Origin of the sequence: Xenophilus sp. Marseille-Q4582, from assembly GCF_916700565.1 — a bacterium.
Taxonomy (GTDB): domain Bacteria; phylum Pseudomonadota; class Gammaproteobacteria; order Burkholderiales; family Burkholderiaceae_C; genus Xenophilus.
Genome location: NZ_CAKAKO010000006.1, coordinates 782,224 through 807,316, shown reverse-complemented (window position 1 = coordinate 807,316; position 25,093 = coordinate 782,224). Strand labels below are relative to the sequence as shown.

The window sequence follows — 25,093 nt, the reverse complement described above, 5'->3', positions numbered from 1 at the left end:
ACTTCAAAGGTACGGAGAATCGAGATGAAAGAAGGCAGGCTGCCCAAGAGGCAGTACACACAGGAATTCAAGGCCGAGGCTATCAGGCTTGCGGCGTCGGTCGGCGGGCACGAGGCCGCGCGACGTCTTGGGGTGCCGGTGGCGACGTTGGGCAATTGGTCCAGAAAGGGCATTGCAGCGGCCGGCTCTGGCGGCGCGGCTGTGCCGCCCAGTGAGGGGCCCACTCGGCGCCCGGTGAGCGAACTGGAGGCAGAGAACAGCCGCCTGCGCAGAGAGTTGGCCGACGCGAAGCTGGACGTGGAAGTCCTTCGAAAAGCGACGGCGTACTTCGCCAGGGGGTCGCGATGAAGTACGCCTGGATCGATGAGCATCGCGACCAGTACACCGTCAGCCGGCTGTGCCGCGTGCTGCAGGTGTCCCGCAGCGGCTACTGCCAATGGCGCGTGCGCCCGCCCAGTGCCGGCACACTCGCGAACCAAGCTTTGGACGCAAAGGTGGCGGCCATCCACGATGCAAGCCGCCGAAGCTATGGCCGCCCTCGGATCGTCCACAAGCTGCGCCAGCAGGGCGAAGTCGTCAGCGCCGAGCGAGTGCGCAAGAGCCTGCGGCGCCAGGGCCTGCGCCCGGTGTACAGAAGGCCGTTCGTGGTGACCACCGACTCAGCACATTGCCTGCCGGTGGCGGCGAATCTGCTGGATCGGCGCTTCGACGGCTGGCAGTCTGATCAGGCGTGGGTGGCAGACATAACGTATGTGGCCACCGGCGAGGGCTGGCTGTATCTGGCGGCGGTGATGGACCTGGCTGGCCGGCGGATCGTGGGCTGGTCGATGTCCGAGACCATCGACGCCACGCTGGTGTGTACTGCCTTGAAGTCGTCCTGGTGGCAGCGCAAGCCGCCCAAGGGCCTGCTGGTACATAGCGACCGTGGGGCGCAATATGCGAGCGGACGCTACCGGGCGCTGGTCGCCGAGTTGGGCATCACGATGTCCATGAGCAGGAAGGCCAACGCTTGGGACAACGCGCCGATGGAAAGCTTCTTCAAGACGCTGAAGGTCGAGCGCATCTACCAGGTACGCTACGACACGCGGGCGCAGGCCAGGCTGGACATCGTCGACTGGATCGAGGGCTGGTACAACCGCCAGCGCTTGCACTCGGCTAACGGCTTCCTGCCCCCGGTGATCTGGGAGAGCACCAGCTTGGCTGCATGACTTGATGTACGTGAAAACGAGGCAAGGTCAGCCTGGAAGTGGTTGAACGCCGAGGCGATTCCCACCCAGGACAAGCTGCAAGAGCTGGCCCGTCGGCTCAAGGTGGAGCCGCACTTCCTTCGTTTCGGTGACCGCACCTTGCGCCACCTGCGTGCCGAGCAGAAACGCTGGGACGAGGGTGCGGGCTACCTGGAGCGCGAAACCTTCGACGCCTTCCTGCAACTGCCTGCGCCGCAGCGCAAGCTGATCCGCGAAGTGATCCTCACCTTCGCGAAAGTCCACGGCAGCAGTACCGCGGTGGCCGATCCACCGCAGTCATAGGCGTACAAAGCTGCTGTCGGCGCCGCGCCCGCGCTTCAGTTCGGCAGCGGCAGGAGCCCATGCCGCGCCCGCGCCCGCTGGCAGGCATCGCTGCCTTCTTCCAGTTCGTGGCAAGGGCCGGGCCGCCATTCGTAGATGCCGCAGCCCACGCGTTTGCCGATGCGGCCCGACAGCGCCGCGCAGCGCGGCGGCGAATGGTCGGTGCCGCGCATGCGCGCCAGGCTGCCCGTGAATGCGAGCGCCAGGCCGTCGGGCACCGGGCCGCCTTCGCTCATCAGCTCGTGCACGCTGAAGTCCACGCGGTAGGCGGCGCAGCAGGCGCCGCATTGCTGGCAACTGCTCATGCGTCGGGCGCCAGTGCGGCGGCGCGCACGCGCTGTAGCAGGCGCTGCCGGATCAGGCCGCTCGCGGGACGGATCAACCACCAGTAGGGGGTGAAGCGGCGGCGCGCCGCGTCGTCCCCGCACCAGACGCGCGTGCGGGTGCTCAGGCGCGTGCCGCGGCCTTCGGGCTGCACGCTGAAGTTGAGCACCAGCTTGGCCAGGCCGGCGGCGTCGAGGGCGGCGAAGGCCGGTGCATCGGCCAGCGGCACCAGGCCGTAGTCGGCCTGCCAGAAGCGGCCGGCCAGGCGGAAGGCCAGCTCTTCTTCGCTGCGGCCCAGCGGTGTGAAATGGGCGAGACCGAAGGCCGGGCGTTGCGCCAGCGCCGAGTGCAGGCCCAGCCGCCCCGCGAGCCGCGATGGCAGTTCGCGCAGCGTGATCAACCGGCGTGCCACCGGGTCGTCCACCACCTCGGGCCGGGCTGCGGCAGCCAGCACGCGCGCAGGCGGCGCAGGCACGTGCAGGCTGTGCGCCTGCGCGAACTGGTAGCGCGGCAGGTAGCTGGTCATCAGGTCCATGGGTCGGGCGCCGCGGCGGGCGCTGCGCACGAAGGCGTCAGGCGGCGGGGCTCAGAGCCGGCCCAGCAGCAGGTACTCCATGAGCGCCTTCTGCGCATGCATGCGGTTCTCGGCCTCGTCCCAGACCACGGACTGCGGGCCGTCGATGACTTCGGCCTGCACTTCCTCGCCGCGGTGGGCGGGCAGGCAGTGCATGAAGAGGGCGTCGGGTTGCGCGACGGCCATCATGGCCTCGTCCACGCACCAGTCGGCAAAAGCCTTGCGGCGGGCCTCGTTCTCGGCCTCGTAGCCCATGCTGGTCCACACGTCGGTGGTCACCAGGTCGGCGCCGCGGCAGGCGTCCATCGGGTCCTTGAACACCTTGTAGCTGCCGGCGCGCGGCGTGCGGCCGCCAAAGGCCAGCTTCTCGTCGATTTCGTAGCCGCTGGGCGTGCTCACATGCACCGTGAAGCCCAGCAGGTCGGCCGCCTGCAGCCAGGTGTTGGCCATGTTGTTGCCGTCGCCGACCCAGGCCACCGTCTTGCCGGCCAGGCGAGCCATGTCGGGCTTGCCTTCCGCGTCGGTGCCGCGGTGTTCCAGGAAGGTGAAGAGGTCGGCGACGATCTGGCAGGGGTGGAACTCGTTGGTCAGGCCGTTGATGACGGGCACGCGCGAGTTGGCGGCGAAGCGCTCGATCTTCTCCTGCTCGAAGGTGCGGATCATCACGAGGTCCGTCATGCGGCTGATGACCTTGGCGCTGTCCTCGATGGGCTCGGCGCGGCCCAGCTGGCTGTCGCCCGTGGTCAGGTGCACCACGCTGCCGCCGAGCTGGTACATGCCGGCCTCGAAGCTCACGCGCGTGCGGGTGCTGGCCTTCTCGAAGATCATGGCCAGCGTGCGGTCGGAGAGCGTGTGGTGCTTTTCGTAGGCCTTGAACTTGCGCTTGATGAACGCCGCGCGCTCGAACAGGTAGGCGTACTCGTCGGCGCTCAGGTCGCAGAACTGCAGGTAGTGGCGGATCGCGGGAGAGGTCATGGCGAAAGAGGCGGGCGCCTCGCGGCCCCCGGTGTGCTCAAAGGTGCATTGTGGCAGGGTGCTCGCGCCATCCGGCCGGCCCTTCGAGGCGGATCGCCGCGCGCGCCGATGCGGCGGGCGCGCACGTGGCGCTCACTCCTGCAGGAAGTCCTTCACGATCGGCGCCAGGATGGCGACGATCTCGTCGGCTTCGGCGATGGTGAGGATCAGCGGCGGCACCAGGCGGATCACGCTGTCGGCCGTGACCGAGAGCAGCAGCCCGGCCTCGCAGGCGCGCGTGAGGATGGCGCCGGCGGGCCGGTCCAGCTCGATGCCCAGCATCAGGCCCTGGCCGCGCACTTCCTTCACGCCGGCCACGCCGTCGAAGGCGGCCTGCAGCGCGGCCTTCAGGTGGTCGCCGACCTGCTGCACATGCGCGAGCAGGTTCTGTTCTTCCATGATGCGGATGGTCTCGATGCCCGCGCGCATGGCCAGCGGGTTGCCACCGAAGGTGGTGCCGTGGTTGCCGGGCTGGAACAGCTCGGCCGCCTTGGGGCCGGCCACGACGGCGCCGACCGGCACGCCCGAGCCCAGGCCCTTGGCCAGCGGCATCACGTCGGGCACGATGCCGGCCCACTGGTGCGCGAACCACTTGCCGGTGCGGCCCATGCCGCACTGCACCTCGTCGATCATCAGCAGCCAGTCGCGCTCGTCGCACAGCTGGCGCACCTGCTGGAGGTACTCGGCGCGCATGGGGTTGATGCCGCCTTCGCCCTGGATGGTCTCGAAGAAGACGGCCACCACGTTGGGATTGCCTTCGGTCTTGGCCTTGAGCGCCTCGATGTCGTTGAGCGGCACGCGGATGAAGCCCTCGACCAGCGGACCGAAGCCGGCCTGGATCTTGGCGTTGCCGGTGGCGCTCAGCGTGGCGATGCTGCGGCCGTGGAAGGCCTTCTCGTAGACCACGATCTCGGGCTTCTCGATGCCTTTGTTGTGGCCGAACTTGCGCGCGAGCTTGAGCGCGGCTTCGTTCGCTTCCAGGCCGGTGCAGCAGAAGAAGGCGTTGGTCATGCCCGCCAGCTCGGTCAGCTTGGCGGCCAGCTTTTCCTGGCCAGGCACGTGGTAGTAGTTGGAGCTGTGGATGATCTTGGTCAGCTGCTCCTGCAGGGCCGGCACCAGCTCGGGGTGGTTGTGGCCCAGCGTGTTCACGGCGATGCCGCCCAGGCCGTCCAGGTAGGCCTTGCCGTTCGTGTCCCAGACGCGGCAGCCCTGGCCATGCGACAGTGCGATCGGCAGGCGACCGTAGGTGTTCATGACGTGGGGCGAGGTGGGTTCGGCGGTGGCGCTCATGGGCTCTCCAGGGGTCGCAGCGTGAAAGGGAAGCGGGATTCTAGGAGCGGGCCATGACGCCTTCGTTGAGGATTGCGCATCACAGCCATGCCCGGCCGGATGCCCCTGGACAGGCACGGCGCATGCCCAGGGCGGCACGAAGCCTGCAAGGCCCGGCGGTAGAATCTTGTGCGCCGCAACACCCAGGCGGCGTCTTTCCCTCCATGGCTCCTTCCCCCTCCAAAGAGATCTTCATCCAGGGCATCACCAGCGCCGGGCGCACCTTCCGTCCCAGCGACTGGGCCGAGCGCCTGGCAGGGGTCATGTGCCAATTCCGGCCCGGCGGCGCGCGCCCCGGCAGCCACCTGAGCTACTCGCCCTGGTGCGTGCCCACGGTGGTCAACGGGGTCAAGTGCGTGGTGGTGCATCGCGACCTGCGCGACGCGGAGCCGATGGCCTGGGACTTCGTGATGAACTTCGCCAAGGACAACGACCTGCAGGTGGCCGAGGCTTGCCTGGTGCCCGACGCGAAGCCGGCCAAGGACTGATCCTCTACTCGCGCCCATGAAAAAACCGCCCGAAGGCGGTTCTCTCGTTTCGCTGCAGCGCACCCGATCAAACGGCGGATCGCAGATGCCCGAAGAGGGCGGGGCGATCCGGGCTGACCTGAATGTCCGTCAGGCGGCGGCCGGTGCGGCGGCGAGGGCCAGGGCCTTGACCTTGGCAGCCAGGCGGCTCTTGTCGCGCGCAGCCTTGTTCTTGTGGAAGATGCCCTTGTCGGCGACGGTGTCCACCACCTTCTGGGCCTTGGCGAACAGCTCGGAGGCCTTGGTCTTGTCGCCGGCGGCGACGGCCTTCTCGACGTTCTTCACCGCGGTGCGGTACTTGGAGCGCAGCGAGCTGTTGGCGGCGTTGATCTTGACGTCCTGGCGGACGCGCTTGCGGCCCGACGCGAGGCGCGGGTTCTTCTTCTTGGGCTTGGCAGATGCCATTTTTCTGAATTCCTTGGTGTCTGGGGATGTTGCAGCGAACCGCGGATTCTATCCCAGCCGTGGCCGGGGCGCAAAAGGGGCCGGCTCCGGTGGGGGCGAGCCCCTACACTGCACGCCGCCGTGTCCCTGTTCAAAGCTGCCTCCACCGTTTCCCTGCTCACCCTGGCCTCGCGTGTCACCGGCCTGGTGCGCGACGTGCTGATGACCTCGGTCTTCGGCGTCAGCGCGCTGACCGACGCCTTCCACGTCGCCTTCCGCATTCCCAACCTGTTTCGCCGCGTGTTCGGCGAGGGCGCCTTCAGCCAGGCCTTCGTGCCCGTGCTGGCCGCGCACCGCACGCAGCAGGGCGAGGCGGCGGCCAAGGACATGGTCGACCATGTGGCCACCCTGCTGACCTGGGTGCTGGTGCTGCTGTGCGTGGCCGGCGTGGTCGGGGCGCCGCTGATGGTCTGGGCCATGGCCAGCGGCCTGCGGGACAAGGGCGCCTTCGACGCCGCCGTGGTCATGACGCGCTGGATGTTCCCCTACATCGGCTTCATGTCGCTGGTGGCGCTGGCGGGCGGCGTGCTCAACACCTGGAAGAAATTCGCCGTGCCGGCCGCCTCGCCGGTGCTGCTCAATCTGGCGCTCATCCTGTCGCTGCTCGTGGGCGCGCCGCTGTTCGCGCGCTGGGGCATCGAGCCGATCTACGCGCAATGCGCGGGCGTGATGCTGGGCGGCGTGCTGCAGCTGGCCATCCAGCTGCCGGCGCTGCGGCGCATCGGCATGCTGCCGCGCATCGGCCTGGGCTGGCGCGCGCTGCGCACGGCCTGGCAGGACGGGCCCACGCGCAAGGTGCTGCGCCTCATGCTGCCGGCCCTGCTGGGCGTGAGCGTGGCGCAGATCTCGCTGCTCATCAACACGCAGATCGCCTCGCACCTGGCGGCCGGCAGCGTCACCTGGATCACCAGCGCCGACCGGCTGATGGAGTTCCCCACGGCGCTGCTGGGCGTGGCCCTGGGCGTGGTGCTGATGCCGCAGCTGGCCTCGGCCCGCGCGGCGAAGGACGAAGCGCGCTACAGCGCCATGCTTGACTGGGGCCTGCGCCTGGTGCTGCTGCTGGCCGTGCCTTGCGCGGTGGCGCTGCTGCTCTTTTCGCAGCCGCTGGTGGCGGTGCTGTTCCACAACGGCGCCTTCACCGGCACCGACGTGCAGCGCACCACGCTGGCCCTGGCCAACTATGGCGTCGGGCTGGTCGGCATCGTGGCCATCAAGGTGCTGGCGCCGGGCTACTATGCCAAGCACGACATGAAGACGCCGATGGTCATCGCCATCGGCGTGCTCGTCCTCACGCAGTTGCTCAACCTGCTGCTGGTGCCGCAGCTGCAGCATGCGGCGCTCACGCTGACCATCGGCATCGGTGCCATGGTCAATGCGCTGTGGCTGCTGGTGGGGCTGATCCGGCGCGGCAGCTACCAGCCGCTGCGGGGCTGGGGCCGCTTCGTGCTGCAGGTGCTCGTGGCCTCGGCCTTGATGGGCGCGCTGCTGTGGTGGGGCAACCGCGCCATCGACTGGGTGGCGCTGCGCGAGGCGCGGCTGCTGCGCATCGCCTGGCTGGCCGCTTTCATCGCCGGCGCGGCGCTGCTGTACTTCGGTGCGCTCACGGCCGTGGGCGTGCGGCTGCGCAGCCTCCTGCGGCGCTGAGGCTGAGGCGCCCGCCCGGGCCTGGCCCGAAACCGCATGAGAGGCTGCCTTGACGCTGTGCAGCCCCTCCACTACAAAGCCCCATGCCTCTGAGCTTCGACCCTCCCACGCCGCTGGCCTATTTCGCATCGCTGGTCCAGAGCGACGACCACTTCCCGCTGCTGGAAGCGGCCGCCAGCCTGGCGCAGGACGAGTACCCCGACGTGGACGTGCAGCAGGTGCTGGGTGACGTGGACCAGCTGCTTGCGCGCCTCAAGCGCCGCCTGCCCGCCGACGCCGCGCCGCTGGCCCGGCTGCGCGCGCTGAACCAGTTCTTCTTCCGCGACCTGAGCTTCGGCGGCAACGTCAACGACTACTACGACCCCGACAACAGCTACCTCAACGCCGTGCTGCGCACGCGCCGCGGCATCCCCATTTCGCTGGCCGTGCTGTGGCTGGAACTGGCGCAGGGTCTGAACCTGTCGGCGCGCGGCATCAGCTTCCCGGGCCATTTCATGCTCAAGGTCGCGCTGCCCAAGGGCCAGGTGGTGCTGGACCCGTTCACCGGCCAGTCGCTCTCACGCGAGGAGCTCAGCGAGCGGCTGGAGCCATACAAGCGCAGCAGCGGCCTGGTCGGCGAGTTCGACGTGCCGCTGGGCCTGTATCTGCAGCCTGCGTCCTCGCGCGAGATCATCGCGCGCATGCTGCGCAACCTGAAGGAAATCCACCAGGCGCAGGAAGACTGGGCGCGGCTGATCCCGGTGCAGGATCGGCTGGTCGTGCTGCTGCCCGAAGCCTGGGCCGAATACCGCGACCGCGGCATGGCCCATGCGCAGCAGGGCCACACGCAGCGCGCGGTGGAGGACCTGGAAACCTATCTGGCGCATGCCGAGGACGCGCTGGACGTGGACCTGGTCGCCGAACGCGTGGCCGCGCTGCGGCGGGCCAGGAACTGAGTCGGCCATGTCCGCCGGCAGCGCTCCCCTCGGGGCCGTGCACCAGTTCCACGGCGTGCAGCCGGTGCTGCCCGTGTCGGACGTGGTGCGGGCGGCGCGCTGGTTCTCCGAAGTGCTGGGTTTCGAGCAGGACTTCATCGCTGGCGAGCCGCCCACCTACGCCCGCGTCAAGCACGTGCCGCCCTCGCGCGAACTGGGCGAAGCCGTGTACCTGCGGCTGTGGCAGGGCGGCCCGCGCCCGGCGGTGCCCTGGCGCGGCGAGATCGTGATCCACGTCGGCCACGACGTGGACGGCCTGCACGCGGCCTACCGCCAGCGCGGCGTCACGGTGCTGGAGCCGCCCACCTCGCAGCCCTGGGGCCTGCGCGAGTTCGCCATCCGCGAGCCCGACGGGCACGTGCTGCGCTTCTGCGCGGATCGGGCCGATACCTGAGCGATGCGCCGCGTGGGCGCGAGCCGGCCGGGCCGGCGCTGCCCTGGTGGCACGCATCCTGCGCGCACCCTTTCCATGAATTTGCGGATGAATGTCCTCAGGCGGCACGGCCCGGCCCTGGCCGCGCAGGCGCAGCCGCTGCGCGTGCTGCTGGTGTTGGGGGGCCTGATGGCGCTGTGCCGCTGGCAGGACTGGCCGACGGCGGCGATCCCGCTGGCGCTGGGCGTGATCGCCAGCGCGCTGGCCGAGACCGACGACAGCTGGCGCGGCCGCCTGCGTGCCACGGCCACCACGCTGGGCTGCTTCGCGCTCATGGCTTCGGGCGTCGAATGGCTGTTCCCGCATCCGCTGGCCTATGTGGCCGCCTTCGCGCTGGCCGCCTTCGGCCTGACCATGCTCGGCGCCGTGGGCGCGCGCTACAAGGCCATCGCCTACGCCACCCTGATCCTGGGCATGTACGCGACGTTGAGCGCCGAGCATGCGCAGGCGGCCGGCCTGGCCGGGTGGCGCTGGCAGGAGCCCGCGCTGCTGCTGGCCGGCGCCGCCGCCTTCGGCGGGGTGTCGGTGCTCTGGTGCGCGCTGTTCCCGGTGCAGCCCGTGCAGGCGCTGCTGGTGCGGCTGTTCCAGGTGCTGGGTGCGCATGTGCAGTACAAGGCCTCGCTCCTCGAGCCGCTGCGCGACGTGGACGTGCAGGGCCGCCGCCTCGTGCTGGCGCGCCGCAACGCCGCCGTGGTGGAAGCGCTCAACGCCACCAAGGAAGCGCTCTTCAGCCGCCTGGGCCGGCGCGCGCCCTCGGGGCGGCTGGCGCGCTACCGCGGCCTGTACCTGATCGCGCAGGACGTGCACGAGCGCGCGAGTTCCTCGCACGAGCAGTACGAGGCCCTGGCCCGCACCTTCTTCCACAGCGACCTGCTGTACCGCTGCCAGCGCGTGCTGAACCTGCAGGGCGAGGCCTGCCGCCGCCTGGCCGCGTCCATCGCGCGGCGCGAGCCCTTCGTGAGGGGCGACGCCGGCGTGCAGGCCCTGGCCGAGCTGCGCAGTGCGATCGCCCATGCGCGCGCGCAGGGCCTGGCGCCCGAGGCCGCGGCGCTGCTGAGCTCGGTCGAGGCGCTGGCGCGCAACCTGGCGCAGCTCGAAGGCCAGCTGGCCGGCGCCAGCCACACGGCGCACCCGGCGGCGCGCCTGGGCCGCGCCGACATGAGCCTGTTCGACCGTTCGCCGCGCGGCTGGCGCGACGCCTGGGCGCGCGTGCGCCGCCAGTGCACGCCGCGCTCGCCGCTGTTCCGGCACGGCGTGCGCCTGGGCGTGGCGCTGGCGGCGGGCTTCGGTGTGATGCGGCTGTTCCACCTGCCGCACGGCCACTGGATCCTGCTGACCACGCTTTTCGTGTGCCAGCCCAGCTATGGCGACACCATCGCGCGCATGGGCCAGCGCATCGCCGGCACAGCGCTGGGCGTGGTGGTCGGCTGGGCGCTGGTCGAACTGTTCCCGCAGCCGCTGGCGCAGACGCTTTTCGCGGTGATGGCGGGCGTGCTCTTCTTCGCCCTGCGCGGCACACGCTACCTGCTGGCCACGGCCTGCGTGACGCTGCTGGTGCTGCTGAGCTTCCACCAAGTGATGGACAGCGCGACGCTGATCGTGCCGCGCCTGATCGACACCGCCATCGGCAGCGCGATCGCCGGCCTGGCCGTGCTGCTGGTGCTGCCGCACTGGCAGGCGCGGCGCATGCACGAGGTGGCGGGCCAGGCGCTGCACGCGCAGGGCGCCTACCTGGCCGAGATCGCGGCGCAGTACCGCAGCGGTGCCAACGACACGCTGGCCTACCGGCTGGCGCGGCGCAACGCGCACAACGCCGATGCCGCGCTGGCCACGGCCGTGAACGAGATGCTGCGCGAGCCCGGCTTCGCGCGGCCGCAGGCCGGGGCGGCGCTGCGCTTCCTGATCCAGTCGCACACCTTGCTCAACTACCTCTCGGCGCTGGGCGCGCACCGCATGGCGCTCACGGACGCCGTGCGCGGCCCGGTGCTCCAGCAGGCGGCGGCCGAGGCCGTGGCGGCTCTCCAGGCGCTGGGCGGGGCCCTGGCGCGCGGCGAGCCGCCCGCGCCGCCGGCCGCCGCGGCTCGGGCCGCGCGCGCCGCCCTCTCGGCGATGGCCGACCACGGCAGCGGCGCGGCGTCGGAGGATGAGACGGCCACGCTGCGGCTGGTGCGCACGCAGCTGGCGCTGGTGTGGCTGCAGATCGATGCGCTGGCGGGCCACGCGGCCGGCTGGCTGGCGCGGCGCCACGCAGCGACGGATGAACCTGCGCAGGCGTGATCCGCCCGGCGGGCGGCTGCGCGGGATGCGGGCCCAGCCGCGGGCGGCCTTCAGCCGCCGCCCGGCGTGCCGGGCAGGCCGAAATGCCGCCACGCGCGCCGCAGCTGCGTGTCGGAGCTGAAGCCGGCCTGCGCCGCCGCATGCCCCACGCTGGCGCCGGCCGCCAGGGCCATCTGCGCCGTGGCCAGGCGCAGGCGGCGCAGGTAGGCCAGCGGCGCCACGCCCGTGTGCTCGGCAAAGAGGCGTGCCAGATGGCGCGGCGAGGTGCAGGCCACTGCGGCCATGCGCGGCACGGTCCAGTCCTCCTGCGGCTGCGCGCTGACGGCGTCCTGCACGCGGTGCAGCGCCGCATGCAGGTGATTGCGGTGGGCCAGGAAGGGCGACAGCTCCGGATCGTGCGGGCCGCGCCGCAGCGCCACCACCATCGCCTGTGCCACGCGCGCGGCCAGCGCATCGCCGCACAGCGCGGCGATGCGGTGCAGCACCAGGTCGATGCCGGTGGTGACGCCCGCGCTGCTGTAGACCGGCGCGTCGAGCACGAAGACGCGGTTGTTCACGACCTCGCAGTGCCGTTCGACCTCGGCCAGTTCCTGCAGATGGTGGTGGTGCGTGGTCGCGCGGCGGCCGGCAAGCAGGCCGGCGTGGGCCGCCAGCACCGCGCCCGCGCACACGGTGAGCAGCTCCAGCCGCCCGGCCTCCAATCGCTGGCCGCGCAGCCAGTGCAGCAGCGCGCGCGCCTCGGGCGTGTGCACCGCGATGCGCTCACCCGGCTGGCCGACCAGCACGATCCAGGCCGGCTCGTCGCCCCACTGCGCGGGCAGCGGCGCCAGCCCTTGCAACTGGGCGCCGACCGAGCTGCGCGCCGAGGGCGCAGGCCCCACGAATTCGAGCCGGAAGCGCTCGGGCCGTCCGTCGGCGCGCAATTGCTGGTTGGCGATGCGCAGCGCCTCGGCCGGGCCCGCCCAGTCGAGGATGAGGCTGTCGGGCAACAGCACGAAAAGGACGCGGATGGGCGGCTCTGGCATGTCAAGGACAAGGTTTGCAGGCGCCCACAGGCCCGCGATGCGCGCCTGCGGCCGGCGGCGAGCGCCGTGCGGGCGGCAGGCGCGGACCGGCGTTCACAGCGTCCGGCCCTCGGCGGCCCCGGGGTAGTCCATTTGGCGCGCCGTGGCCTCGGCCAGCGCGGGGTCCGCCCATTCGCCGACCAGGTGCAGGCTCAGGTCGATGCCGGCGCTGATGCCGGCCGAGGTGCACAGCCGGCGCGCGGGCTGGGCCACCCAGCGGCGCGAGGTGTCCACCTGCAAGGCGGGGAACTGGCCCTGCAGGTCGGCCGCGTCCTCGCAATGCGTGGTGCAGGGGCCGTCGGGCAGCACGCCGGCTTCGGCCAGCAGGAAGGCGCCCGTGCAGACCGAGGCCGTGAGCCGCGCCTGGGCGTGCTGGCGCGCGATCCACGCCAGCACGGCGGGCGACTGGCGCGGGCCGTCCACCACGCCGCCCGGGATCAGCAGGATGTCGGCCGGCGGCGCCTCCTGCAGCGCATGGTCGGGCAGCACGCGCAGGCCGGCGCGGGCGCGCACCGGCGCCAGGCGGGGGGCGGCCAGCGACACGCGGAAGACCGGTGCCTGCGCGGGCGCCTGGCGCGCCCGCACGCGCGCGGCGGTGGTGAAGACTTCGTACGGACCGGCGAAGTCCAGCACTTCGACGTCGTCGAACACGAGGATCGTGACCTGCAGCGTGGTCATGCGGGCACGGCCTCCACGGTGCGGGTGCGCGCCAGCGCTTCGGCGGCGCTGCACACATGGGCAAAGCGGCCGTGCAGCACGGTGGCGGTGCGCGCCCGGATCTGCGCGACGGACAGCGGCTGCCCGTCGGGCTGCACCATGTCGAAGGTCAGCGTGGCGTCCAGCGCGAAATCCACCGTCCAGCCCAGGTCCGAGGCATGGCGCGTGGTGGTCTCGCAGCACTGCTCGGTGCGGATGCCGCTCACGATCAGGCGCCCGATGCCGTGGCAGGTGAGCCAGACATCCAGGCCGCTGCCCACCAGCGCGCTGTGGCGGTGCTTGACGAAGGTGGCGCAGGCTTCGAATTCGGCCAGGCCGTCGATGGGGCGCACGAGGCCGGATGCCTCGGCGAAAGGGTTCGAGGCATCGGCCGGTCCATCGACGTGGAACACGCGCAGCACCGGCACATCGGCCGCGATGCAGCCTGCGATGAGCGCGTTCTGCGCCGCCAGCCAGGCCGGCACGTCGGCCGGACTGTAAAAGGGGCGGTGGCGGAACGACTCCTGCGCGTCGATCACTATCAGACAGCTTTTCATGGCGAATCCTCGAGACATGGAGGGTTGGGGAATGCCCGGGATTCTTCTGCGTCCGTGCGCAGACGTCCTGCAACGAACGGACGAGTTCCGATCAGTTTAGGACATCGAAAGAGGCTTCGGGACCGCTGGGCTCGAAGCACAGGTCCAGCCGGATCACCGCGCCTTCGCGATCGATGCGCTCGGCCCGGAAGTAGTGGCGCCCGCGCCAGGCGTCCAGCTTCAGGGGCAGGTGGACCGGGTCGCCCCAGCAGCGCAGCGAAAAGCCGCGCAGGGCCAGGCTGCGCATCAGTGCACCGAGCGCGGCTTCGTCGGGCGCCACCTGCAGGTCGGCGTCTGCGGGCCTGGCCGAGGCCGGGTCTCGCAGCCAGCGCGCGAAGCTGCCGAAGACGATGAAGCGATGGCCCTCGGCGCGCAGCGCCTGCAGCAGCGCCGCGGTGGCGAGCAGGTCCACCCGTTCGCGATGCTTGCGGGCGATGAGGGCGTACTCGTGGCTGCGGTTGCTGCGCGCGTCCAGCGGCGTGGCGGCACGGGCGGGGCGGTCGTAGACGATCACGCGCTCTTCCTGCAGCGTGAACAGGCTGCCGAGAAGGCGCGCCAGGTCGAAGGCCAGCGGCAGCATGCGTTCGCCCACGCGCAGGTTCTGCACCATGGCGATGCAGAAGCCGTCGTCGGCCAGCGTGCCGCGCACGCGGTGGAAGACATCGCGCAGCCCGTTCAGGTGCGCTTCGTAGCTGGCGCTGCCGTAGAGCTGGCCCGGCACCGTTTCGCCCACCCATCGGCAGCCGAAATAGGGCACGTTGGCCAGGCACAGGTCGAAGGGCGGCAGGACGCTGTCGGCCAGCGTGTCGCAGGAGGCCGCGAACACCGTCGGCGAGGCCAGGCCCAGGCGCGCGAAGCGTTCGCCGATCTGCGCGGCGCGCGCGGCGTCGATCTCGCAGCCGAAGGCGTCGCGTCCTTCGAGGCGGGCGGCCAGCAGCGTGCTGCCCAGGCCCGCGAAAGGGTCGAAGACGCGCCCGCCCGGCGGGCAGAACTGGCGCACGAAAGGCCGCATCTGCGTGACCCAGCCGATGTCGCGCCCGGCCATGGGGTCGCGTGCGATCAGGTCGGCCGGCACAGCGTGCTCGGCGGGCTCCGGCTCCAGGTGCAGCCAGCTGCGCTCATCCATCCACGGCTCCTGCCAGGCGGGTGTCCAGCAGCACCTCGTGACCGGGTTCCCAGCCGCTGCACAACTGGCCGTTGGCGAAGTAGACGAGCTTGTAGACGTCGCCGCTCGCATGGCGGCGGTGCATCGCCGCATAGTCGGAGCGCTCGAACACGACCTGCAGCCCCTCGCGCGTGCGCAGCCGCAGGTTCCAGAAGTAGTAGCCCTCGGTGAGCGATTCGATCCGCCAGCCGGCGCAGGTGGACGCATCGGCCAGGCAGGCCTGCAGCAGCGGCGCCATGGGCACGCGGGCGGCCTGCAGGTGGCGCGCGGTGGCGTTGTCGCGGTAGCCGGCGTCCAGTTGCGAGAACTCGCGGAAAATCACGGTGCCGGCACCGCAGCGGCGCGCCCAGGCCAGGTAGGCCGCCACGTCGGCGAGCGTGCGCACGCCGCCCTGCTGCAACAGGCAGACCAGCCGCACCGGGAAGGCATCGGCCAGCTCGGCCAGCACGCGCTCGAAGACCGCCTGCGTGGCGATCGGCTCGCCGGGCCGGAAACGCATCAGGGCCTGGTTGACCGGCCCCTCGGCATGGTGGCGCGACAGTTCGATCCAGCTCAGTCCGAAGCGCTGCAGTGCCTCGCGCAGGGCCGCGCCCCGGGCCTGCGCGAAGCCGGCCCCGTTGGTGTACAGCACGCGCTCTTCCACCGCCACGCCTTCGCCGGGGCCGGCGCCTTCGGCCGCCTGCAGGGTGTGGAGCAGCGTGAGCAGCCAGTCGGGATCGTCGGTGTTCTCCAGCCCCGACAGGGACCAGGACAGCGGCACGCCGCGCAGGGCCGCCAGCGCGCGCCGCAGGCCCGCGAAGTAGCCCGCATCCGGCCGCAGCCGCGCGGCCGCCACGCCGCCGCGGTCGGTGCGCAGGTTCTCCGAACAGAAGGCGCAGCGCGCCGAGCAGGGGCGTGCCGACGCATAGGGTGTGAAGGTGATCGGCCGCACGAGGCGCAGGGCGCGGCCGTTGAGCCGGTGGGCATGCCAGCGGCCGGCCTCGTCGGCCTCGGGCAGGCGGCGGACCACCCGGTCCACGCGGGTGCGCAGGGTCTGCAGCAGGGCGGCTTCGGCGTCCATGCGATGGATTGTCCGCTGGCGCCTGCCCTGGCGCGCAAGCGGCGCGGCCGCGCCCGAAGGCGGCTAGACCAGCTGCGCCGCCTGCAGCTCTTTCTTCAGGTAGGCGTAGAACAGCGGCGCGGCCACCAGGCCGGCCGGGCCGAAGACCGCCTCGGCCGCGAACATGACGGCCAGCAGCTCCCACACGGCGATGTGCGTGCGGCTGCCCACCACCTTGGCATTGATCGCGTACTCGGCCTTGTGGATCAGGATCAGGAAGGCCAGGCAGGCGGCGGCCGTGAGCGGCGAGACCGACAGGCCCACCAGCGTGATCACCACGTTGCACAGCAGGTTGCCCACGATCGGGATCAGCCCGGCCACGAAGGTGAGCGTGATCAGCGCGGGCGTGTAGGGCAGCTGCAGGTTCCACAGCGGCAGCACGAACAGCAGGAAGATGGCCGTCAGCGTGGTGTTGAAGGTGGCGATCCAGAACTGCGCCGCGACGATCTGGCGGAAGGCCTGCCCGAAGGTGGTGATGCGCTGGTGCATCTGGGCCGCCAGCGGCAGCCGCAGGGCCGGCGCGCGCGTCACGGCGGCCAGGCCGCCGACGATCAGGCCCACGTACGCGAACAGCAGCCCGGCCAGCCAGGCGCGGCCCGCCAGCGCCAGCGAGCCGGCCTGCGTGCGCAGGTAGTTGGCCACCATGTGCTGCACCTCGCCGGCGGCGGCCGGCAGCGCGCTGGCCAGGTCCGGCGGCAGCTTCTGGCGCAGCTCGAGGATGGTGCGCGCCACGTAGTCCAGCAGCTCGCGGTACTGCTGCGGTGCGTCCACGATGTACTCGCGCGCCTGCGAAATGCCGATGCCCAGCAGCGCCAGCGGCCCCACGATCACCACGATGATGGTGACGGCCTGGATGATGCTTTCGATGCGCCGCGGCAGCGGGCCGTCGGCGTCCCCGGGCGAATAGCGCGCCAGCAGCCGGTGGGCCAGCCGCAGCATCAGCCGCACGAAGGTGCGCGTGGCCAGGAAGCCCACGCACACGGCCAGCAGGCCCACCAGCAGATGGCTCAGCATCACGCCCAGCAGGGCCGCGCCCATGAGCACGTAGCTCGCGATCACCACGCCTGGCGAGGCCGGCGGCCCCAGCATCGGCGGGGTGGCAAGGGGGGCGGGGGCGCTGGACGGATGGATCGGGGAACGAGACATGCGTGGCGGCCGGGCCTGGGTGGCTGCTGCGGGAGGCTCAGCCCACTTGCACGGCGGCGCCGTCGCCGCGCGGCGCGATGGCGCCGATCTCATGCACCGTCTCGCCCAGGCCGCGCAGCGTGGCGGCACAGGCGCCGGCCTCGGCGGCGTCGATCACGACCACCATGCCGATGCCGTTGTTGAAGGTGCGGTTCATCTCGATGTCGTCGATGGCCGCCACCTTCTGCAGCCAGGCGAAGAGTTCGGTCTGCGGCCAGCTGCCCTTCTTCAGGCGGGCGGCCATGCCTTCGGGCAGCACGCGCGGGATGTTCTCGAGCAGGCCGCCGCCGGTGATGTGGGCCAGCGCCTTGATCGGGTGCTTGTCCAGCGCCGCGAGCACCGGCTTGACGTACAGGCGCGTGGGCGCCATCACGGCCTCGCGGAAGGGCTTGCCGTCCAGCGTGGCGGGCAGGTCCGCGCCAGCGCGTTCGATCACCTTGCGCACCAGCGAGAAACCGTTGGAATGCACGCCGTGCGAGGCCAGGCCCAGCACCACGTCGCCGGGTTTCACGTTCTGGCCGGTGAGGATCTTCGACTTTTCCACGGCACCGACCGCGAAGCCGGCCAGGTCGTATTCGCCGGCCGGGTACATGCCGGGCATCTCGGCCGTCTCGCCGCCGATCAGCGCGCAGCCCGAGAGCTCGCAGCCCTTGGCGATGCCGCCGACCACGGCCGCGGCCGTGTCCACGTCCAGCTTGCCGCAGGCGAAGTAGTCGAGGAAGAACAGCGGCTCGGCGCCCTGCACCAGCACGTCGTTGACGCTCATGGCCACGAGGTCGATGCCCACGGTGTCGTGCATGTTCCATTCGAAGGCCAGCTTGAGCTTGGTGCCCACGCCGTCGGTGCCCGAGACCAGCACCGGCTCCTTGTAGCGCTTGGGCACCTCGAACAGCGCGCCGAAGCCGCCGATGCCCGCCAGCACGCCTTCGCGCATCGTCTTCTTGGCCAGTGGCTTGATGCGGTCGACCAGCGCGTCGCCCGCGTCGATGTCGACGCCGGCGTCCTTGTAGCTCAGGGGGGGGGAGGAGGGCGGGGTCATGGGCAGGGCAGGCGGGAAGCGGGAGGCAAGGGTGGGTGAAAGGCGCCGCGCCGGGGCGCCGCAAGCGGGCTCGGGACGGGCCGATAGAATTCCGCGGCGATTTTAAGGGTCGCCCAACCGCGCCCCGCGGCCATTCCATTCCGGGCCTCGCCCTTTTTCCGTTCCTTTGCACGTGTCCATGAAGCAGCTCGCGCTCGACATCGGTCTCCAGACCGGGCCGACCCTTGCCAGCTTCATTGCGGGCCCGAACGTCGCGGCGCTGGAGCACCTGAAGCTCTGGGTCGGCCACGGCCCGGAGCCCGCGCTGCATTCGCCGGTGCCCACCTACCTGTGGGGCGAGGAAGGGACGGGCAAGAGCCACCTGCTGGAGGCCGTGCGCGCGTCGCTGCGCGAGCAGGGCGCGCTGGTGGGCTGGCTGCACCCGGACATCAACGAGCCGCCCGCGTTCGACGAACGCTGGGGCGCCGTGATGATGGACGACGTGCAGCACTATTCCCCGGTGCAGCAGCAGGCGGCCTTCAACTGGTTCATCAACGCGCAGACGCTGCGGCGCGGCGTGGTGGCGGCCGGCACGCTGCCGCCGGCCGACCTGCCGCTGCGCGAGGACCTGCGCACGCGCCTGGGCTGGGGGCATGTGTTCCAGCTGCACCTGCTGGACGAGCCCGCGCGGCGCGCGGTGCTGCGCAAGGCGGCCGACGCCAAGGGCCTGGTGCTGCCCGAAGAGGTCATCGACTACGTGCTGCACCGCTTCAGCCGTGACCTGGGCAGCCTGATGGAGCTGCTGGACCACCTGGACGGGTATGCCCTGCGCACGCAGCGCGCGCTGACCATCCCGCTGGTGCGGTCCATGCTCGAAAACGAATAAAGGCAGGGGCGCCGGGCGCCTCTGGAATCCATGATCAAGACACTCATCGACAAGCTGCTGGGCAAGGCCGAAGGCGCCGGCAAGTCGCGCTTCGGCAAGCGCCAGGAGGTGGACGCCAGCGTGCACGGCATCAACCCCGCGCTGGTGGACGAGCGCGCCAGGAACGTGGTCGCCACGCTGCAGGACGCCGGTTACGAGGCCTACATCGTCGGCGGCGCCGTGCGCGACCTGCTGCTGGGGCTCAAGCCCAAGGATTTCGACGTCGCCACCAACGCCACGCCCGAGCAGGTCAAGGCCCTGTTCCGCCGCGCCTTCATCATCGGGCGGCGCTTTCGCATCGTGCACGTGGTCTTCGGCCGCGGGCGCGAGCACGAGGTGATCGAGGTCTCCACCTTCCGCGCCTACATGGACAACGCCGCCCCCGCCGGCCAGGTGAAGGGCAACGAGCGCACCAGCAAGAGCGAGCTGGCCGCCATGACCCATGCGGTGGACGCCAGCGGCCGCGTGCTGCGCGACAACGTCTGGGGCCCGCAGGACGAGGACGCCGCGCGGCGCGACTTCAGCGTCAACGCCATGTACTACGACCCGGGGCGCCAGATCGTGGTCGACTACCACCATGGCATCCGCGACGCCAAGAAGCTCACGCTGCGCATGATCGGCGACCCGGCCACGCGCTACCGCGAAGACCCGGTGCGCGTCATCCGCGCGATCCGCTTCTCGGCCAAGCTGGCGGCGCTGGGCTTCAAGCTCGAAGCGAAGACGGCCGCGCCGCTGGTCGAGTCGGCGAAGCTGCTGGCCGACGTGCCGCAGAGCCGCCTGTTCGACGAGATGCTCAAGCTGCTGCAGACCGGGCATGCGGTGGCCACCATCGCGCAGCTGCGCGCGCTGGGCCTTTCGACGGGCATCTACCCGCTGCTGGACGTGGTGGTGGAGCGCGCCGACCAGCCCTTCGTGAAGGCCGCCCTGCAGGACACCGACCGCCGCGTGGCCGAGGGCAAGCCCGTGGCCGCCAGCTTCCTCTTGGCCTGCGTGCTCTGGAACGACGTGCGCCAGGGCTGGCAGCAGCGCATGCAGGACGGCCCCGGCGGCCAGCGCGGCCAGGCGCCTTTCCCGGCGCTGCAGGACGCGATCGACGAGGTCTTCGATGCGCGCATCGGCGATGTCTCGGGCCGCGGCAAGCTGGGCGCCGACATGCGCGAGATCTGGATGATGCAGCCGCGCTTCGAGAAGCGCAGCGGCAGCACGCCCTATGGCCTGGTCGAGCAGGCGCGCTTTCGCGCCGGCTTCGACTTCATGCGCCTGCGCGCCGACGTCGGCGAGCTCAGCGAGGCCATCGCCGAGTGGTGGCAGGAGTTCAGCACGGCCGACGACCTGCGCCGCCAGGACCTGATGGACCAGGTGCGCGCCGAGCAGCGGCAGGGCCAGAAGTCCCCGGGCCCGCGCGTGCACCAGCGCGCCCCGGCCAAGCGCACGGCGCGCGAACCGCAGCGCGACGAGGTCCCGGACCGTGAACGCGAAGGTCCCGTGGCCGCTGCCGACACGGACCCGCCGGCCGAGGGCGCGCCGCGCAAGCGCCGCCGCCGCCGCAAGCCGCGCGGCGGCGCCGGCGAAGGCAGCCACGGCGCGAGCCCCGCGGAAGGCCGCGAGGCCGCCGCCGACTGAGCGCCGCCCGGGTCCGCCAGCCATGCCCGACGCACCGTCCGCCGTGCAGGCCTTCGTGGGCCTGGGCGCCAACCTGGGTGACGCGCAGGCCGCCGTGCAGCGCAGCCTGCAAGCGCTGGACCGCCTGCCGCAGACGCGGCTGGCGGCGCGGTCCAGCCTGTACCGCAGTGCGCCGGTGGATGCCGGCGGGCCGGACTATGTCAATGCCGTGGCCGAACTGCGCACCGCGCTGCCGCCCGAGGCGCTGCTGGCCGAGCTGCAGCGCCTGGAGCAGGCCGAGGGCCGCGAGCGCCCCTACCGCAACGCCCCGCGCACGCTGGACCTCGACCTGCTGCTGTACGGCGATGCGCAGATCGCCACGCCCGCGCTCACGGTGCCGCATCCGCGCATGGCGGCGCGCGCCTTCGTGCTGCTGCCGCTGGCCGAGATCGCGCCGCAGCGCGTGACACCCGGGCAGCTGCGGGCGGTGGCGGACCAGGCGATCCAGAGAATCTGAGATGGGCCGGCCCCGCCTTTTCCCGCGTCGAGAAGTCCGCCGGGCGCTGCTGGAGCGCATCGCCGCTTTCGCGGCGGCCGGGGCGCGGTGACATGACGCGTGTGCTCTACGTGCTGGACCTCATGGGCGTGGCCGTGTTCGCCGTCAGCGGCGTGCTGGCCGCGGCGCAGGCGGGCATGGACTGGCTGGGCGCACTGGTGCTGGCCTCCGTCACGGCCATCGGCGGCGGCACGATGCGCGACCTGCTGCTGGGCCGCCATCCCATCTTCTGGGTGCGCGATGCGCGCTACCCGTGGGTGATCCTGCTCACGGCGGCGGCCACCGTGACCTACGTGCACGAGTTCGTGCCGCCCGGCATGGCGCTGCTGGTGGCCGATGCGCTGGGGCTGGCGCTGTTCGCCGTCACCGGTGCGCAGATCGCCGAGTCGGTGCGGCATTCGCCGCTGATCACCGTGATGGTGGGCACCATGACCGGCTCGGGCGGCGGCGTCATCCGCGACCTGCTGTCGGGCCAGGTGCCGCTCATGCTGCGCGGTGGCTTCTATGCCTCGGCCGCCATCGGCGGCATCGCGCTGTACCTGCTGGTGCAGGCGGCGGGGCTGCCGCGCCGGCATGCGTTCTTCGTCGGCTTCGCGGCGGTCTTCGGGCTGCGCATGGCCGCGATCCTGTGGGACTGGCACCTGCCCGCCCTCAGCCCACCCCGCGCCTCCTGGAGCCATCCCTGATGCTGTCGAACATCCACCTGCCGGCCGCTGGCTGGACGCTGCTGTTGCTCACCGCGAGCAACGTGTTCATGACCTTCGCCTGGTACGGCCACCTGCGCAACCACGCGACATCGCCCTGGTACGTGGCGGCGCTGGTGAGCTGGGGCATCGCGCTCTTCGAGTACCTGCTGCAGGTGCCGGCCAACCGCATCGGCTTCACGCAGGCGGGCCTGAGCGTGGGGCAGCTCAAGATCATGCAGGAGGTGATCACGCTGTGCGTGTTCGTGCCCTTCGCGATGTTCTTCCTGAAGCAGCCCTTCCGCCTCGACTACGTCTGGGCGGCCCTGTGCCTGGTGGGCGCCGTCTACTTCGTCTTCCGCGCGGGCTGAGCCGTGCGCAGGGCGCGCGGCCCTGCGCGGCGGCAGGGCTCACGTGAGAAATTACACTTGCGGCCACCACGGGTGTGTCACACCCCTGTCGTGAAACTCGTGTAAGGACGATCCGCCAATGTTCGGCAAGCTGCTGCCCCGCGAGGGCAATTTTTTCGAGATGTTCAACCAGCATGCCGAGCGCATCGTCGAGGCCGCGCGCGCCTTCGAGCAGCTGGTGGCGAACTACAACGACCTGCACCTGCGCGAGCAGTACAACCGCGACGTGGACAACGCCGAGCGCGCCGCCGACCGCGTGACGCATGACGTGAACCGCCTGATCCACAAGACCTTCATCACGCCCATCGACCGCGAGCAGATCCACAAGCTCATCAACACGATGGACGACGTGGCCGACCTGATCCAGGACTGCGCCGAGACCATGGCGCTGTACGACGTGCGCCACATGACCGAGGAGATCAGCCGCCTGACCACGCTCAGCGTCAAGGGCTGCGAGCGCCTGAAGGACGCCGTGCGCCACCTCGGCAAGATCGCCGACCCGGCCGTCGCCGAAGCCACGCTCAAGACCTGCGAGGAGATCGACCGCATCGAGTCCGACGCCGACCGTGTGATGCGCAGCGCCATGAGCAAGCTGTTCCGCGAGGAGCCCGACGTGCGCGAGGTCATCAAGCTCAAGGCCATCTACGAGCTGCTGGAGACCGTCACCGACAAGTGCGAGGACGTGGCGAACGTGATCGAGGGCATCGTCCTCGAGAATTCCTGATCCGGGGCACCGCCGATGGAAACGGTGCAAGTCGCCCAGGTGGCGCTATGGGTGGTGGTGATGCTGGTCGCGCTCGCCATCATTTTCGACTTCATGAACGGCTTCCACGACGCGGCGAACTCCATCGCCACCGTGGTGTCCACCGGCGTGCTCAAGCCCTTCCACGCGGTGTTGTTCGCGGCCTTCTTCAACTTCATCGCCATCTTCATCTTCCACCTGAGCGTGGCGGCCACGGTGGGCAAGGGCATCGCCCAGCCCGGGGTGGTGGACACGCACGTGGTCTTCGGGGCGCTGGTGGGGGCGATCAGCTGGAACCTCGTGACCTGGTACTACGGCATCCCGAGCAGCTCGTCGCATGCGCTGATCGGCGGCATCGTGGGCGCCGTGATCGCCAAGACCGGCGGCAGCGGCCTGGTGGCCTCCGGCATCCTGAAGACGGTGGCCTTCATCTTCGTGTCGCCGCTGCTGGGCTTCCTGCTGGGGTCGATGATGCTGGTGCTCGTGGCCTGGGTCTGCCGGCGCGCCACGCCTTCACGGGTGGATGCCTGGTTCCGGCGGCTGCAGCTCGTCTCGGCCGGCGCCTACAGCCTGGGTCACGGCGGCAACGATGCGCAGAAGACCATCGGCATCATCTGGATGCTGCTGATCGCGACCGGCTACTCGGCTGCCAGCGACGCATCGCCCCCGACCTGGGTGGTGATCAGCTGCTACGTGGCCATCGCGGCCGGCACCATGTTCGGCGGCTGGCGCATCGTGAAGACCATGGGCCAGAAGATCACCAAGCTCAAGCCCGTGGGCGGCTTCTGCGCCGAGACCGGCGGGGCCATGACGCTGTTCATCGCCACGCTGCTGGGCATTCCGGTGTCGACCACCCACACCATCACCGGGGCCATCGTTGGCGTGGGGGCTGCGCAGCGCATGAGCGCCGTGCGCTGGGGCGTGGCCGGCAACATCGTCTGGGCCTGGATCTTCACCATTCCCGCCGCGGCCTTCATGGCGGCGATCGGCTACTGGGTGAGCATGCAGCTGTTCTGAGCCAAAGGGCGCGCAGGAAGTGAAAAGGCCCGGCTGCATGCAGCCGGGCCTTCTTCTTTGTCGCGCAGGTGAGAGGCCTACTGCGAGATCATCCGGCCGGCCTCGATCTGGTGCTCGAAGTAGCGCTGGAAGCTGAACACGATGCTGGACATGAGCACCGTGGCGCCGAAGAAGAGCGAAGCGACCACGGCCGCGACGGTGAACCAGCTGGTCTGGCCAGGCCGCGCGTCGGGCGCCAGGCCGGGGTTGTGGCGCGCATTCCATTTCTCGGGCGTCTGCAGGCCGTAGATGATCGCCATCAGCGCGCAGCCGGCCACCGTGAAGCCCAGGCAGGGGATCAGTACCCAGCTCAGGTGGTCGTCCAGTCCGTAGAGGCGTGCGCGTTCGATGCCGTACAGGCCGAGGGCCGTGGGAATGGGCAGCAGCCAGCCGAGCAGATCGCCCGGGCCGTGCAGGTAGAAGCGGTGCAGGCCCAGCGGGCCGCCCAGGAAGGCCAGCCAGGCCGCCCAGGTCTTGCGCTTGGCGCGGGCGGGCTTGGGCGTCAGAACGGCGCTCATTGCGGCGGCGTGCTGCTGCCTTCGCCCAGCACCTTGTCCATCAGCACCACGTCGAGCCAGCGCTCGAACTTCCAGCCCACGTTGCGCAGCACGCCGACTTCCGCGAAGCCCTGGCGGCGGTGCACGCCCACCGAGCCCGCGTTGCCGGAATCGCCGATCACGGCGATCAGCTTGCGCACGCCGGCGGCCTGCGCCGCGTCGCACAGCGCCTGCAGCAGTTGCGTGCCCAGGCCGCGGCCGCGCGCGGCGTCGGCCAGGTAGATCGAGTCTTCGGCCGAGTAGCGGTAGGCCGGGCGGGGCTTGAACCAGTTGCAGTAGGCATAGCCCAGTACCTGCCCGTCGGCGTCCTCGGCCACCAGCCAGGGCAGGCCCTTGCCCAGTACGTCGGCATGGCGGGCGGCCATTTCGGCTTCGGTGGGCGGCGTGGTTTCGAAGGTGCCGGTGCCGTGCAGCACGTGGTGGGCGTAGATGGCGGTGATCGCGGCGAGGTCCTCGTCGCGGCTGGGGCGGATGTGCAGGCTCATGGAGGAAGGCCGCGCTTCTTGCGCGGCGGGCTATAATCGCGGGCTTTTCGGCGTGTCGCTGGCCGGGTGGCCATGTCGCGTGTCTCAACGCCGAGAGAAATCAGTCGGTGCCAAACAGGGAATCTTTCCCAGGGAGTCTTTCCCAC

Annotated in this window: 28 protein-coding genes; 14 read left to right on the top strand and 14 right to left on the bottom strand. The window is 70.8% G+C overall.

Annotated elements, in window-relative coordinates; translation table 11 throughout:
- Nucleotides 1-24 precede the first annotated feature (24 nt).
- Both LG388_RS24030 and LG388_RS24025 read left to right on the top strand, forming a co-directional pair.
- A protein-coding gene (locus tag LG388_RS24030) for an IS3 family transposase (RefSeq protein WP_225783007.1) occupies nucleotides 25-1,208 on the top strand; the annotation gives its coding sequence in 2 pieces (ribosomal slippage) (nucleotides 25-316 and nucleotides 316-1,208; 1,185 coding nt in all).
- A 42-nt stretch (nucleotides 1,209-1,250) separates the two neighbouring features.
- Nucleotides 1,251-1,529, top strand: coding sequence for a hypothetical protein (locus tag LG388_RS24025; protein ID WP_225785067.1), 279 nt, complete (start codon nucleotides 1,251-1,253; stop codon nucleotides 1,527-1,529).
- A 35-nt stretch (nucleotides 1,530-1,564) separates the two neighbouring features.
- Here LG388_RS24025 and LG388_RS24020 read toward each other — a convergent pair whose 3' ends face one another.
- The 4 genes from LG388_RS24020 to LG388_RS24005 all read right to left on the bottom strand — a co-directional run bounded on the left by LG388_RS24020 (nucleotide 1,565) and on the right by LG388_RS24005 (nucleotide 4,770).
- The gene (locus LG388_RS24020) at nucleotides 1,565-1,873 is read right to left on the bottom strand and encodes a YkgJ family cysteine cluster protein (RefSeq protein ID WP_225785066.1); all 309 of its coding nucleotides are present in this window, start codon (nucleotides 1,871-1,873) and stop codon (nucleotides 1,565-1,567) included.
- The gene (locus tag LG388_RS24015; protein WP_225785065.1) at nucleotides 1,870-2,427 is read right to left on the bottom strand and encodes a hypothetical protein; all 558 of its coding nucleotides are present in this window, start codon (nucleotides 2,425-2,427) and stop codon (nucleotides 1,870-1,872) included. Before LG388_RS24015 ends, LG388_RS24020 begins: the two co-directional genes overlap by 4 nt.
- Before the next feature lie 51 nt (nucleotides 2,428-2,478).
- Nucleotides 2,479-3,441, bottom strand: coding sequence for an ornithine carbamoyltransferase (argF, locus tag LG388_RS24010; protein WP_225785064.1), 963 nt, complete (start codon nucleotides 3,439-3,441; stop codon nucleotides 2,479-2,481).
- A gap of 132 nt (nucleotides 3,442-3,573) precedes the next feature.
- The gene (locus LG388_RS24005; protein WP_225785063.1) at nucleotides 3,574-4,770 is read right to left on the bottom strand and encodes an aspartate aminotransferase family protein; all 1,197 of its coding nucleotides are present in this window, start codon (nucleotides 4,768-4,770) and stop codon (nucleotides 3,574-3,576) included.
- A gap of 203 nt (nucleotides 4,771-4,973) precedes the next feature.
- On the opposite strand from LG388_RS24005, the gene LG388_RS24000 reads away from it, so the two are divergent.
- Entirely contained in the window at nucleotides 4,974-5,297 is a 324-nt protein-coding gene (locus tag LG388_RS24000) for a DUF3579 domain-containing protein (protein WP_225785062.1), read from the top strand.
- Between the two features lie 129 nt (nucleotides 5,298-5,426).
- Here LG388_RS24000 and rpsT read toward each other — a convergent pair whose 3' ends face one another.
- Nucleotides 5,427-5,741: a 30S ribosomal protein S20 gene (gene rpsT, locus LG388_RS23995; RefSeq protein ID WP_225785061.1), complete on the bottom strand. Its 315-nt coding sequence runs from the start codon at nucleotides 5,739-5,741 to the stop codon at nucleotides 5,427-5,429.
- A gap of 120 nt (nucleotides 5,742-5,861) precedes the next feature.
- Between rpsT and murJ the strand changes: the two genes are divergently transcribed.
- The 4 genes from murJ to yccS all read left to right on the top strand — a co-directional run bounded on the left by murJ (nucleotide 5,862) and on the right by yccS (nucleotide 11,108).
- Nucleotides 5,862-7,424 (top strand): murein biosynthesis integral membrane protein MurJ, encoded by a 1,563-nt coding sequence (murJ, locus tag LG388_RS23990; protein ID WP_225785060.1) that lies wholly within the window; start codon nucleotides 5,862-5,864, stop codon nucleotides 7,422-7,424.
- 83 nt (nucleotides 7,425-7,507) lie between these two features.
- Nucleotides 7,508-8,359, top strand: a complete 852-nt coding sequence (locus tag LG388_RS23985) for a SirB1 family protein (RefSeq protein WP_225785059.1) — start codon at nucleotides 7,508-7,510, stop codon at nucleotides 8,357-8,359.
- Nucleotides 8,360-8,366: 7 nt separating this feature from the next.
- Entirely contained in the window at nucleotides 8,367-8,792 is a 426-nt protein-coding gene (locus tag LG388_RS23980) for a VOC family protein (RefSeq protein ID WP_225785058.1), read from the top strand.
- Between the two features lie 87 nt (nucleotides 8,793-8,879).
- On the top strand, nucleotides 8,880-11,108 hold the full coding sequence (yccS, locus tag LG388_RS23975; protein ID WP_225785057.1) for a YccS family putative transporter: 2,229 nt from the start codon (nucleotides 8,880-8,882) through the stop codon (nucleotides 11,106-11,108).
- Between the two features lie 50 nt (nucleotides 11,109-11,158).
- Here the strand turns inward: yccS and LG388_RS23970 are convergent, their stop codons facing one another.
- The 7 genes from LG388_RS23970 to purM form a co-directional block, all read right to left on the bottom strand.
- On the bottom strand, nucleotides 11,159-12,133 hold the full coding sequence (locus LG388_RS23970) for a GlxA family transcriptional regulator (RefSeq protein ID WP_225785056.1): 975 nt from the start codon (nucleotides 12,131-12,133) through the stop codon (nucleotides 11,159-11,161).
- A gap of 93 nt (nucleotides 12,134-12,226) precedes the next feature.
- The gene (locus LG388_RS23965; protein WP_225785055.1) at nucleotides 12,227-12,850 is read right to left on the bottom strand and encodes a DJ-1/PfpI family protein; all 624 of its coding nucleotides are present in this window, start codon (nucleotides 12,848-12,850) and stop codon (nucleotides 12,227-12,229) included.
- Nucleotides 12,847-13,425: an isochorismatase family protein gene (locus LG388_RS23960; RefSeq protein ID WP_225785054.1), complete on the bottom strand. Its 579-nt coding sequence runs from the start codon at nucleotides 13,423-13,425 to the stop codon at nucleotides 12,847-12,849. The genes LG388_RS23965 and LG388_RS23960 overlap by 4 nt, the downstream gene beginning before the upstream one ends.
- A gap of 91 nt (nucleotides 13,426-13,516) precedes the next feature.
- The gene (locus LG388_RS23955; protein ID WP_225785053.1) at nucleotides 13,517-14,590 is read right to left on the bottom strand and encodes a DNA methyltransferase; all 1,074 of its coding nucleotides are present in this window, start codon (nucleotides 14,588-14,590) and stop codon (nucleotides 13,517-13,519) included.
- Nucleotides 14,583-15,689, bottom strand: a complete 1,107-nt coding sequence (locus LG388_RS23950; RefSeq protein ID WP_225785052.1) for a hypothetical protein — start codon at nucleotides 15,687-15,689, stop codon at nucleotides 14,583-14,585. The genes LG388_RS23955 and LG388_RS23950 overlap by 8 nt, the downstream gene beginning before the upstream one ends.
- Nucleotides 15,690-15,752: 63 nt before the next feature.
- Nucleotides 15,753-16,874: an AI-2E family transporter gene (locus LG388_RS23945; protein WP_370630232.1), complete on the bottom strand. Its 1,122-nt coding sequence runs from the start codon at nucleotides 16,872-16,874 to the stop codon at nucleotides 15,753-15,755.
- Between the two features lie 37 nt (nucleotides 16,875-16,911).
- A complete protein-coding gene (gene purM / locus LG388_RS23940) occupies nucleotides 16,912-17,952 on the bottom strand; it encodes a phosphoribosylformylglycinamidine cyclo-ligase (RefSeq protein WP_225785051.1) in 1,041 nt (346 codons plus the stop codon).
- Between the two features lie 178 nt (nucleotides 17,953-18,130).
- On the opposite strand from purM, the gene hda reads away from it, so the two are divergent.
- The 7 genes from hda to LG388_RS23905 all read left to right on the top strand — a co-directional run bounded on the left by hda (nucleotide 18,131) and on the right by LG388_RS23905 (nucleotide 23,866).
- Complete coding sequence (hda, locus tag LG388_RS23935) at nucleotides 18,131-18,817, top strand: DnaA regulatory inactivator Hda (RefSeq protein ID WP_225785191.1); 687 nt, start codon at nucleotides 18,131-18,133, stop codon at nucleotides 18,815-18,817.
- Between the two features lie 30 nt (nucleotides 18,818-18,847).
- The gene (gene pcnB / locus LG388_RS23930; RefSeq protein WP_225785050.1) at nucleotides 18,848-20,479 is read left to right on the top strand and encodes a polynucleotide adenylyltransferase PcnB; all 1,632 of its coding nucleotides are present in this window, start codon (nucleotides 18,848-18,850) and stop codon (nucleotides 20,477-20,479) included.
- Between the two features lie 22 nt (nucleotides 20,480-20,501).
- Complete coding sequence (gene folK, locus LG388_RS23925) at nucleotides 20,502-20,975, top strand: 2-amino-4-hydroxy-6-hydroxymethyldihydropteridine diphosphokinase (RefSeq protein WP_225785049.1); 474 nt, start codon at nucleotides 20,502-20,504, stop codon at nucleotides 20,973-20,975.
- A 92-nt stretch (nucleotides 20,976-21,067) separates the two neighbouring features.
- A complete protein-coding gene (locus LG388_RS23920; RefSeq protein ID WP_225785048.1) occupies nucleotides 21,068-21,700 on the top strand; it encodes a trimeric intracellular cation channel family protein in 633 nt (210 codons plus the stop codon).
- Nucleotides 21,700-22,068, top strand: a complete 369-nt coding sequence (locus tag LG388_RS23915; RefSeq protein WP_225785047.1) for a DMT family protein — start codon at nucleotides 21,700-21,702, stop codon at nucleotides 22,066-22,068. Before LG388_RS23920 ends, LG388_RS23915 begins: the two co-directional genes overlap by 1 nt.
- Before the next feature lie 118 nt (nucleotides 22,069-22,186).
- Entirely contained in the window at nucleotides 22,187-22,831 is a 645-nt protein-coding gene (locus tag LG388_RS23910) for a DUF47 domain-containing protein (RefSeq protein WP_225785046.1), read from the top strand.
- Between the two features lie 24 nt (nucleotides 22,832-22,855).
- Entirely contained in the window at nucleotides 22,856-23,866 is a 1,011-nt protein-coding gene (locus tag LG388_RS23905) for an anion permease (RefSeq protein WP_370630235.1), read from the top strand.
- A 77-nt stretch (nucleotides 23,867-23,943) separates the two neighbouring features.
- On the opposite strand, the gene LG388_RS23900 is transcribed toward LG388_RS23905, so the two are convergent.
- Both LG388_RS23900 and LG388_RS23895 read right to left on the bottom strand, forming a co-directional pair.
- Nucleotides 23,944-24,423, bottom strand: coding sequence for a hypothetical protein (locus LG388_RS23900; RefSeq protein ID WP_225785044.1), 480 nt, complete (start codon nucleotides 24,421-24,423; stop codon nucleotides 23,944-23,946).
- Nucleotides 24,420-24,947 carry a GNAT family N-acetyltransferase gene (locus tag LG388_RS23895; protein WP_225785043.1) on the bottom strand — a complete coding sequence of 176 codons (528 nt, stop codon included), beginning with the start codon at nucleotides 24,945-24,947 and terminating at the stop codon, nucleotides 24,420-24,422. The genes LG388_RS23900 and LG388_RS23895 overlap by 4 nt, the downstream gene beginning before the upstream one ends.
- Nucleotides 24,948-25,093 lie beyond the last annotated feature (146 nt).

What these genes read in the sequence shown, in the direction of transcription:
- LG388_RS24020 (WP_225785066.1), bottom strand. Translation starts at nt 1,873, where the DNA reads ATGAGCAGTTGCCAGCAATGCGGCGCCTGCTGCGCCGCCTACCGCGTG.
- LG388_RS24015 (WP_225785065.1), bottom strand. Translation starts at nt 2,427, where the DNA reads ATGGACCTGATGACCAGCTACCTGCCGCGCTACCAGTTCGCGCAGGCG.
- argF (WP_225785064.1), bottom strand. Translation starts at nt 3,441, where the DNA reads ATGACCTCTCCCGCGATCCGCCACTACCTGCAGTTCTGCGACCTGAGC.
- LG388_RS24005 (WP_225785063.1), bottom strand. Translation starts at nt 4,770, where the DNA reads ATGAGCGCCACCGCCGAACCCACCTCGCCCCACGTCATGAACACCTAC.
- LG388_RS24000 (WP_225785062.1), top strand. Translation starts at nt 4,974, where the DNA reads ATGGCTCCTTCCCCCTCCAAAGAGATCTTCATCCAGGGCATCACCAGC.
- rpsT (WP_225785061.1), bottom strand. Translation starts at nt 5,741, where the DNA reads ATGGCATCTGCCAAGCCCAAGAAGAAGAACCCGCGCCTCGCGTCGGGC.
- LG388_RS23985 (WP_225785059.1), top strand. Translation starts at nt 7,508, where the DNA reads ATGCCTCTGAGCTTCGACCCTCCCACGCCGCTGGCCTATTTCGCATCG.
- LG388_RS23980 (WP_225785058.1), top strand. Translation starts at nt 8,367, where the DNA reads ATGTCCGCCGGCAGCGCTCCCCTCGGGGCCGTGCACCAGTTCCACGGC.
- yccS (WP_225785057.1), top strand. Translation starts at nt 8,880, where the DNA reads ATGAATGTCCTCAGGCGGCACGGCCCGGCCCTGGCCGCGCAGGCGCAG.
- LG388_RS23970 (WP_225785056.1), bottom strand. Translation starts at nt 12,133, where the DNA reads ATGCCAGAGCCGCCCATCCGCGTCCTTTTCGTGCTGTTGCCCGACAGC.
- LG388_RS23965 (WP_225785055.1), bottom strand. Translation starts at nt 12,850, where the DNA reads ATGACCACGCTGCAGGTCACGATCCTCGTGTTCGACGACGTCGAAGTG.
- LG388_RS23960 (WP_225785054.1), bottom strand. Translation starts at nt 13,425, where the DNA reads ATGAAAAGCTGTCTGATAGTGATCGACGCGCAGGAGTCGTTCCGCCAC.
- LG388_RS23955 (WP_225785053.1), bottom strand. Translation starts at nt 14,590, where the DNA reads ATGGATGAGCGCAGCTGGCTGCACCTGGAGCCGGAGCCCGCCGAGCAC.
- LG388_RS23950 (WP_225785052.1), bottom strand. Translation starts at nt 15,689, where the DNA reads ATGGACGCCGAAGCCGCCCTGCTGCAGACCCTGCGCACCCGCGTGGAC.
- LG388_RS23945 (WP_370630232.1), bottom strand. Translation starts at nt 16,874, where the DNA reads ATGTCTCGTTCCCCGATCCATCCGTCCAGCGCCCCCGCCCCCCTTGCC.
- purM (WP_225785051.1), bottom strand. Translation starts at nt 17,952, where the DNA reads ATGACCCCGCCCTCCTCCCCCCCCCTGAGCTACAAGGACGCCGGCGTC.
- hda (WP_225785191.1), top strand. Translation starts at nt 18,131, where the DNA reads ATGAAGCAGCTCGCGCTCGACATCGGTCTCCAGACCGGGCCGACCCTT.
- pcnB (WP_225785050.1), top strand. Translation starts at nt 18,848, where the DNA reads ATGATCAAGACACTCATCGACAAGCTGCTGGGCAAGGCCGAAGGCGCC.
- folK (WP_225785049.1), top strand. Translation starts at nt 20,502, where the DNA reads ATGCCCGACGCACCGTCCGCCGTGCAGGCCTTCGTGGGCCTGGGCGCC.
- LG388_RS23920 (WP_225785048.1), top strand. Translation starts at nt 21,068, where the DNA reads ATGACGCGTGTGCTCTACGTGCTGGACCTCATGGGCGTGGCCGTGTTC.
- LG388_RS23915 (WP_225785047.1), top strand. Translation starts at nt 21,700, where the DNA reads ATGCTGTCGAACATCCACCTGCCGGCCGCTGGCTGGACGCTGCTGTTG.
- LG388_RS23910 (WP_225785046.1), top strand. Translation starts at nt 22,187, where the DNA reads ATGTTCGGCAAGCTGCTGCCCCGCGAGGGCAATTTTTTCGAGATGTTC.
- LG388_RS23900 (WP_225785044.1), bottom strand. Translation starts at nt 24,423, where the DNA reads ATGAGCGCCGTTCTGACGCCCAAGCCCGCCCGCGCCAAGCGCAAGACC.
- LG388_RS23895 (WP_225785043.1), bottom strand. Translation starts at nt 24,947, where the DNA reads ATGAGCCTGCACATCCGCCCCAGCCGCGACGAGGACCTCGCCGCGATC.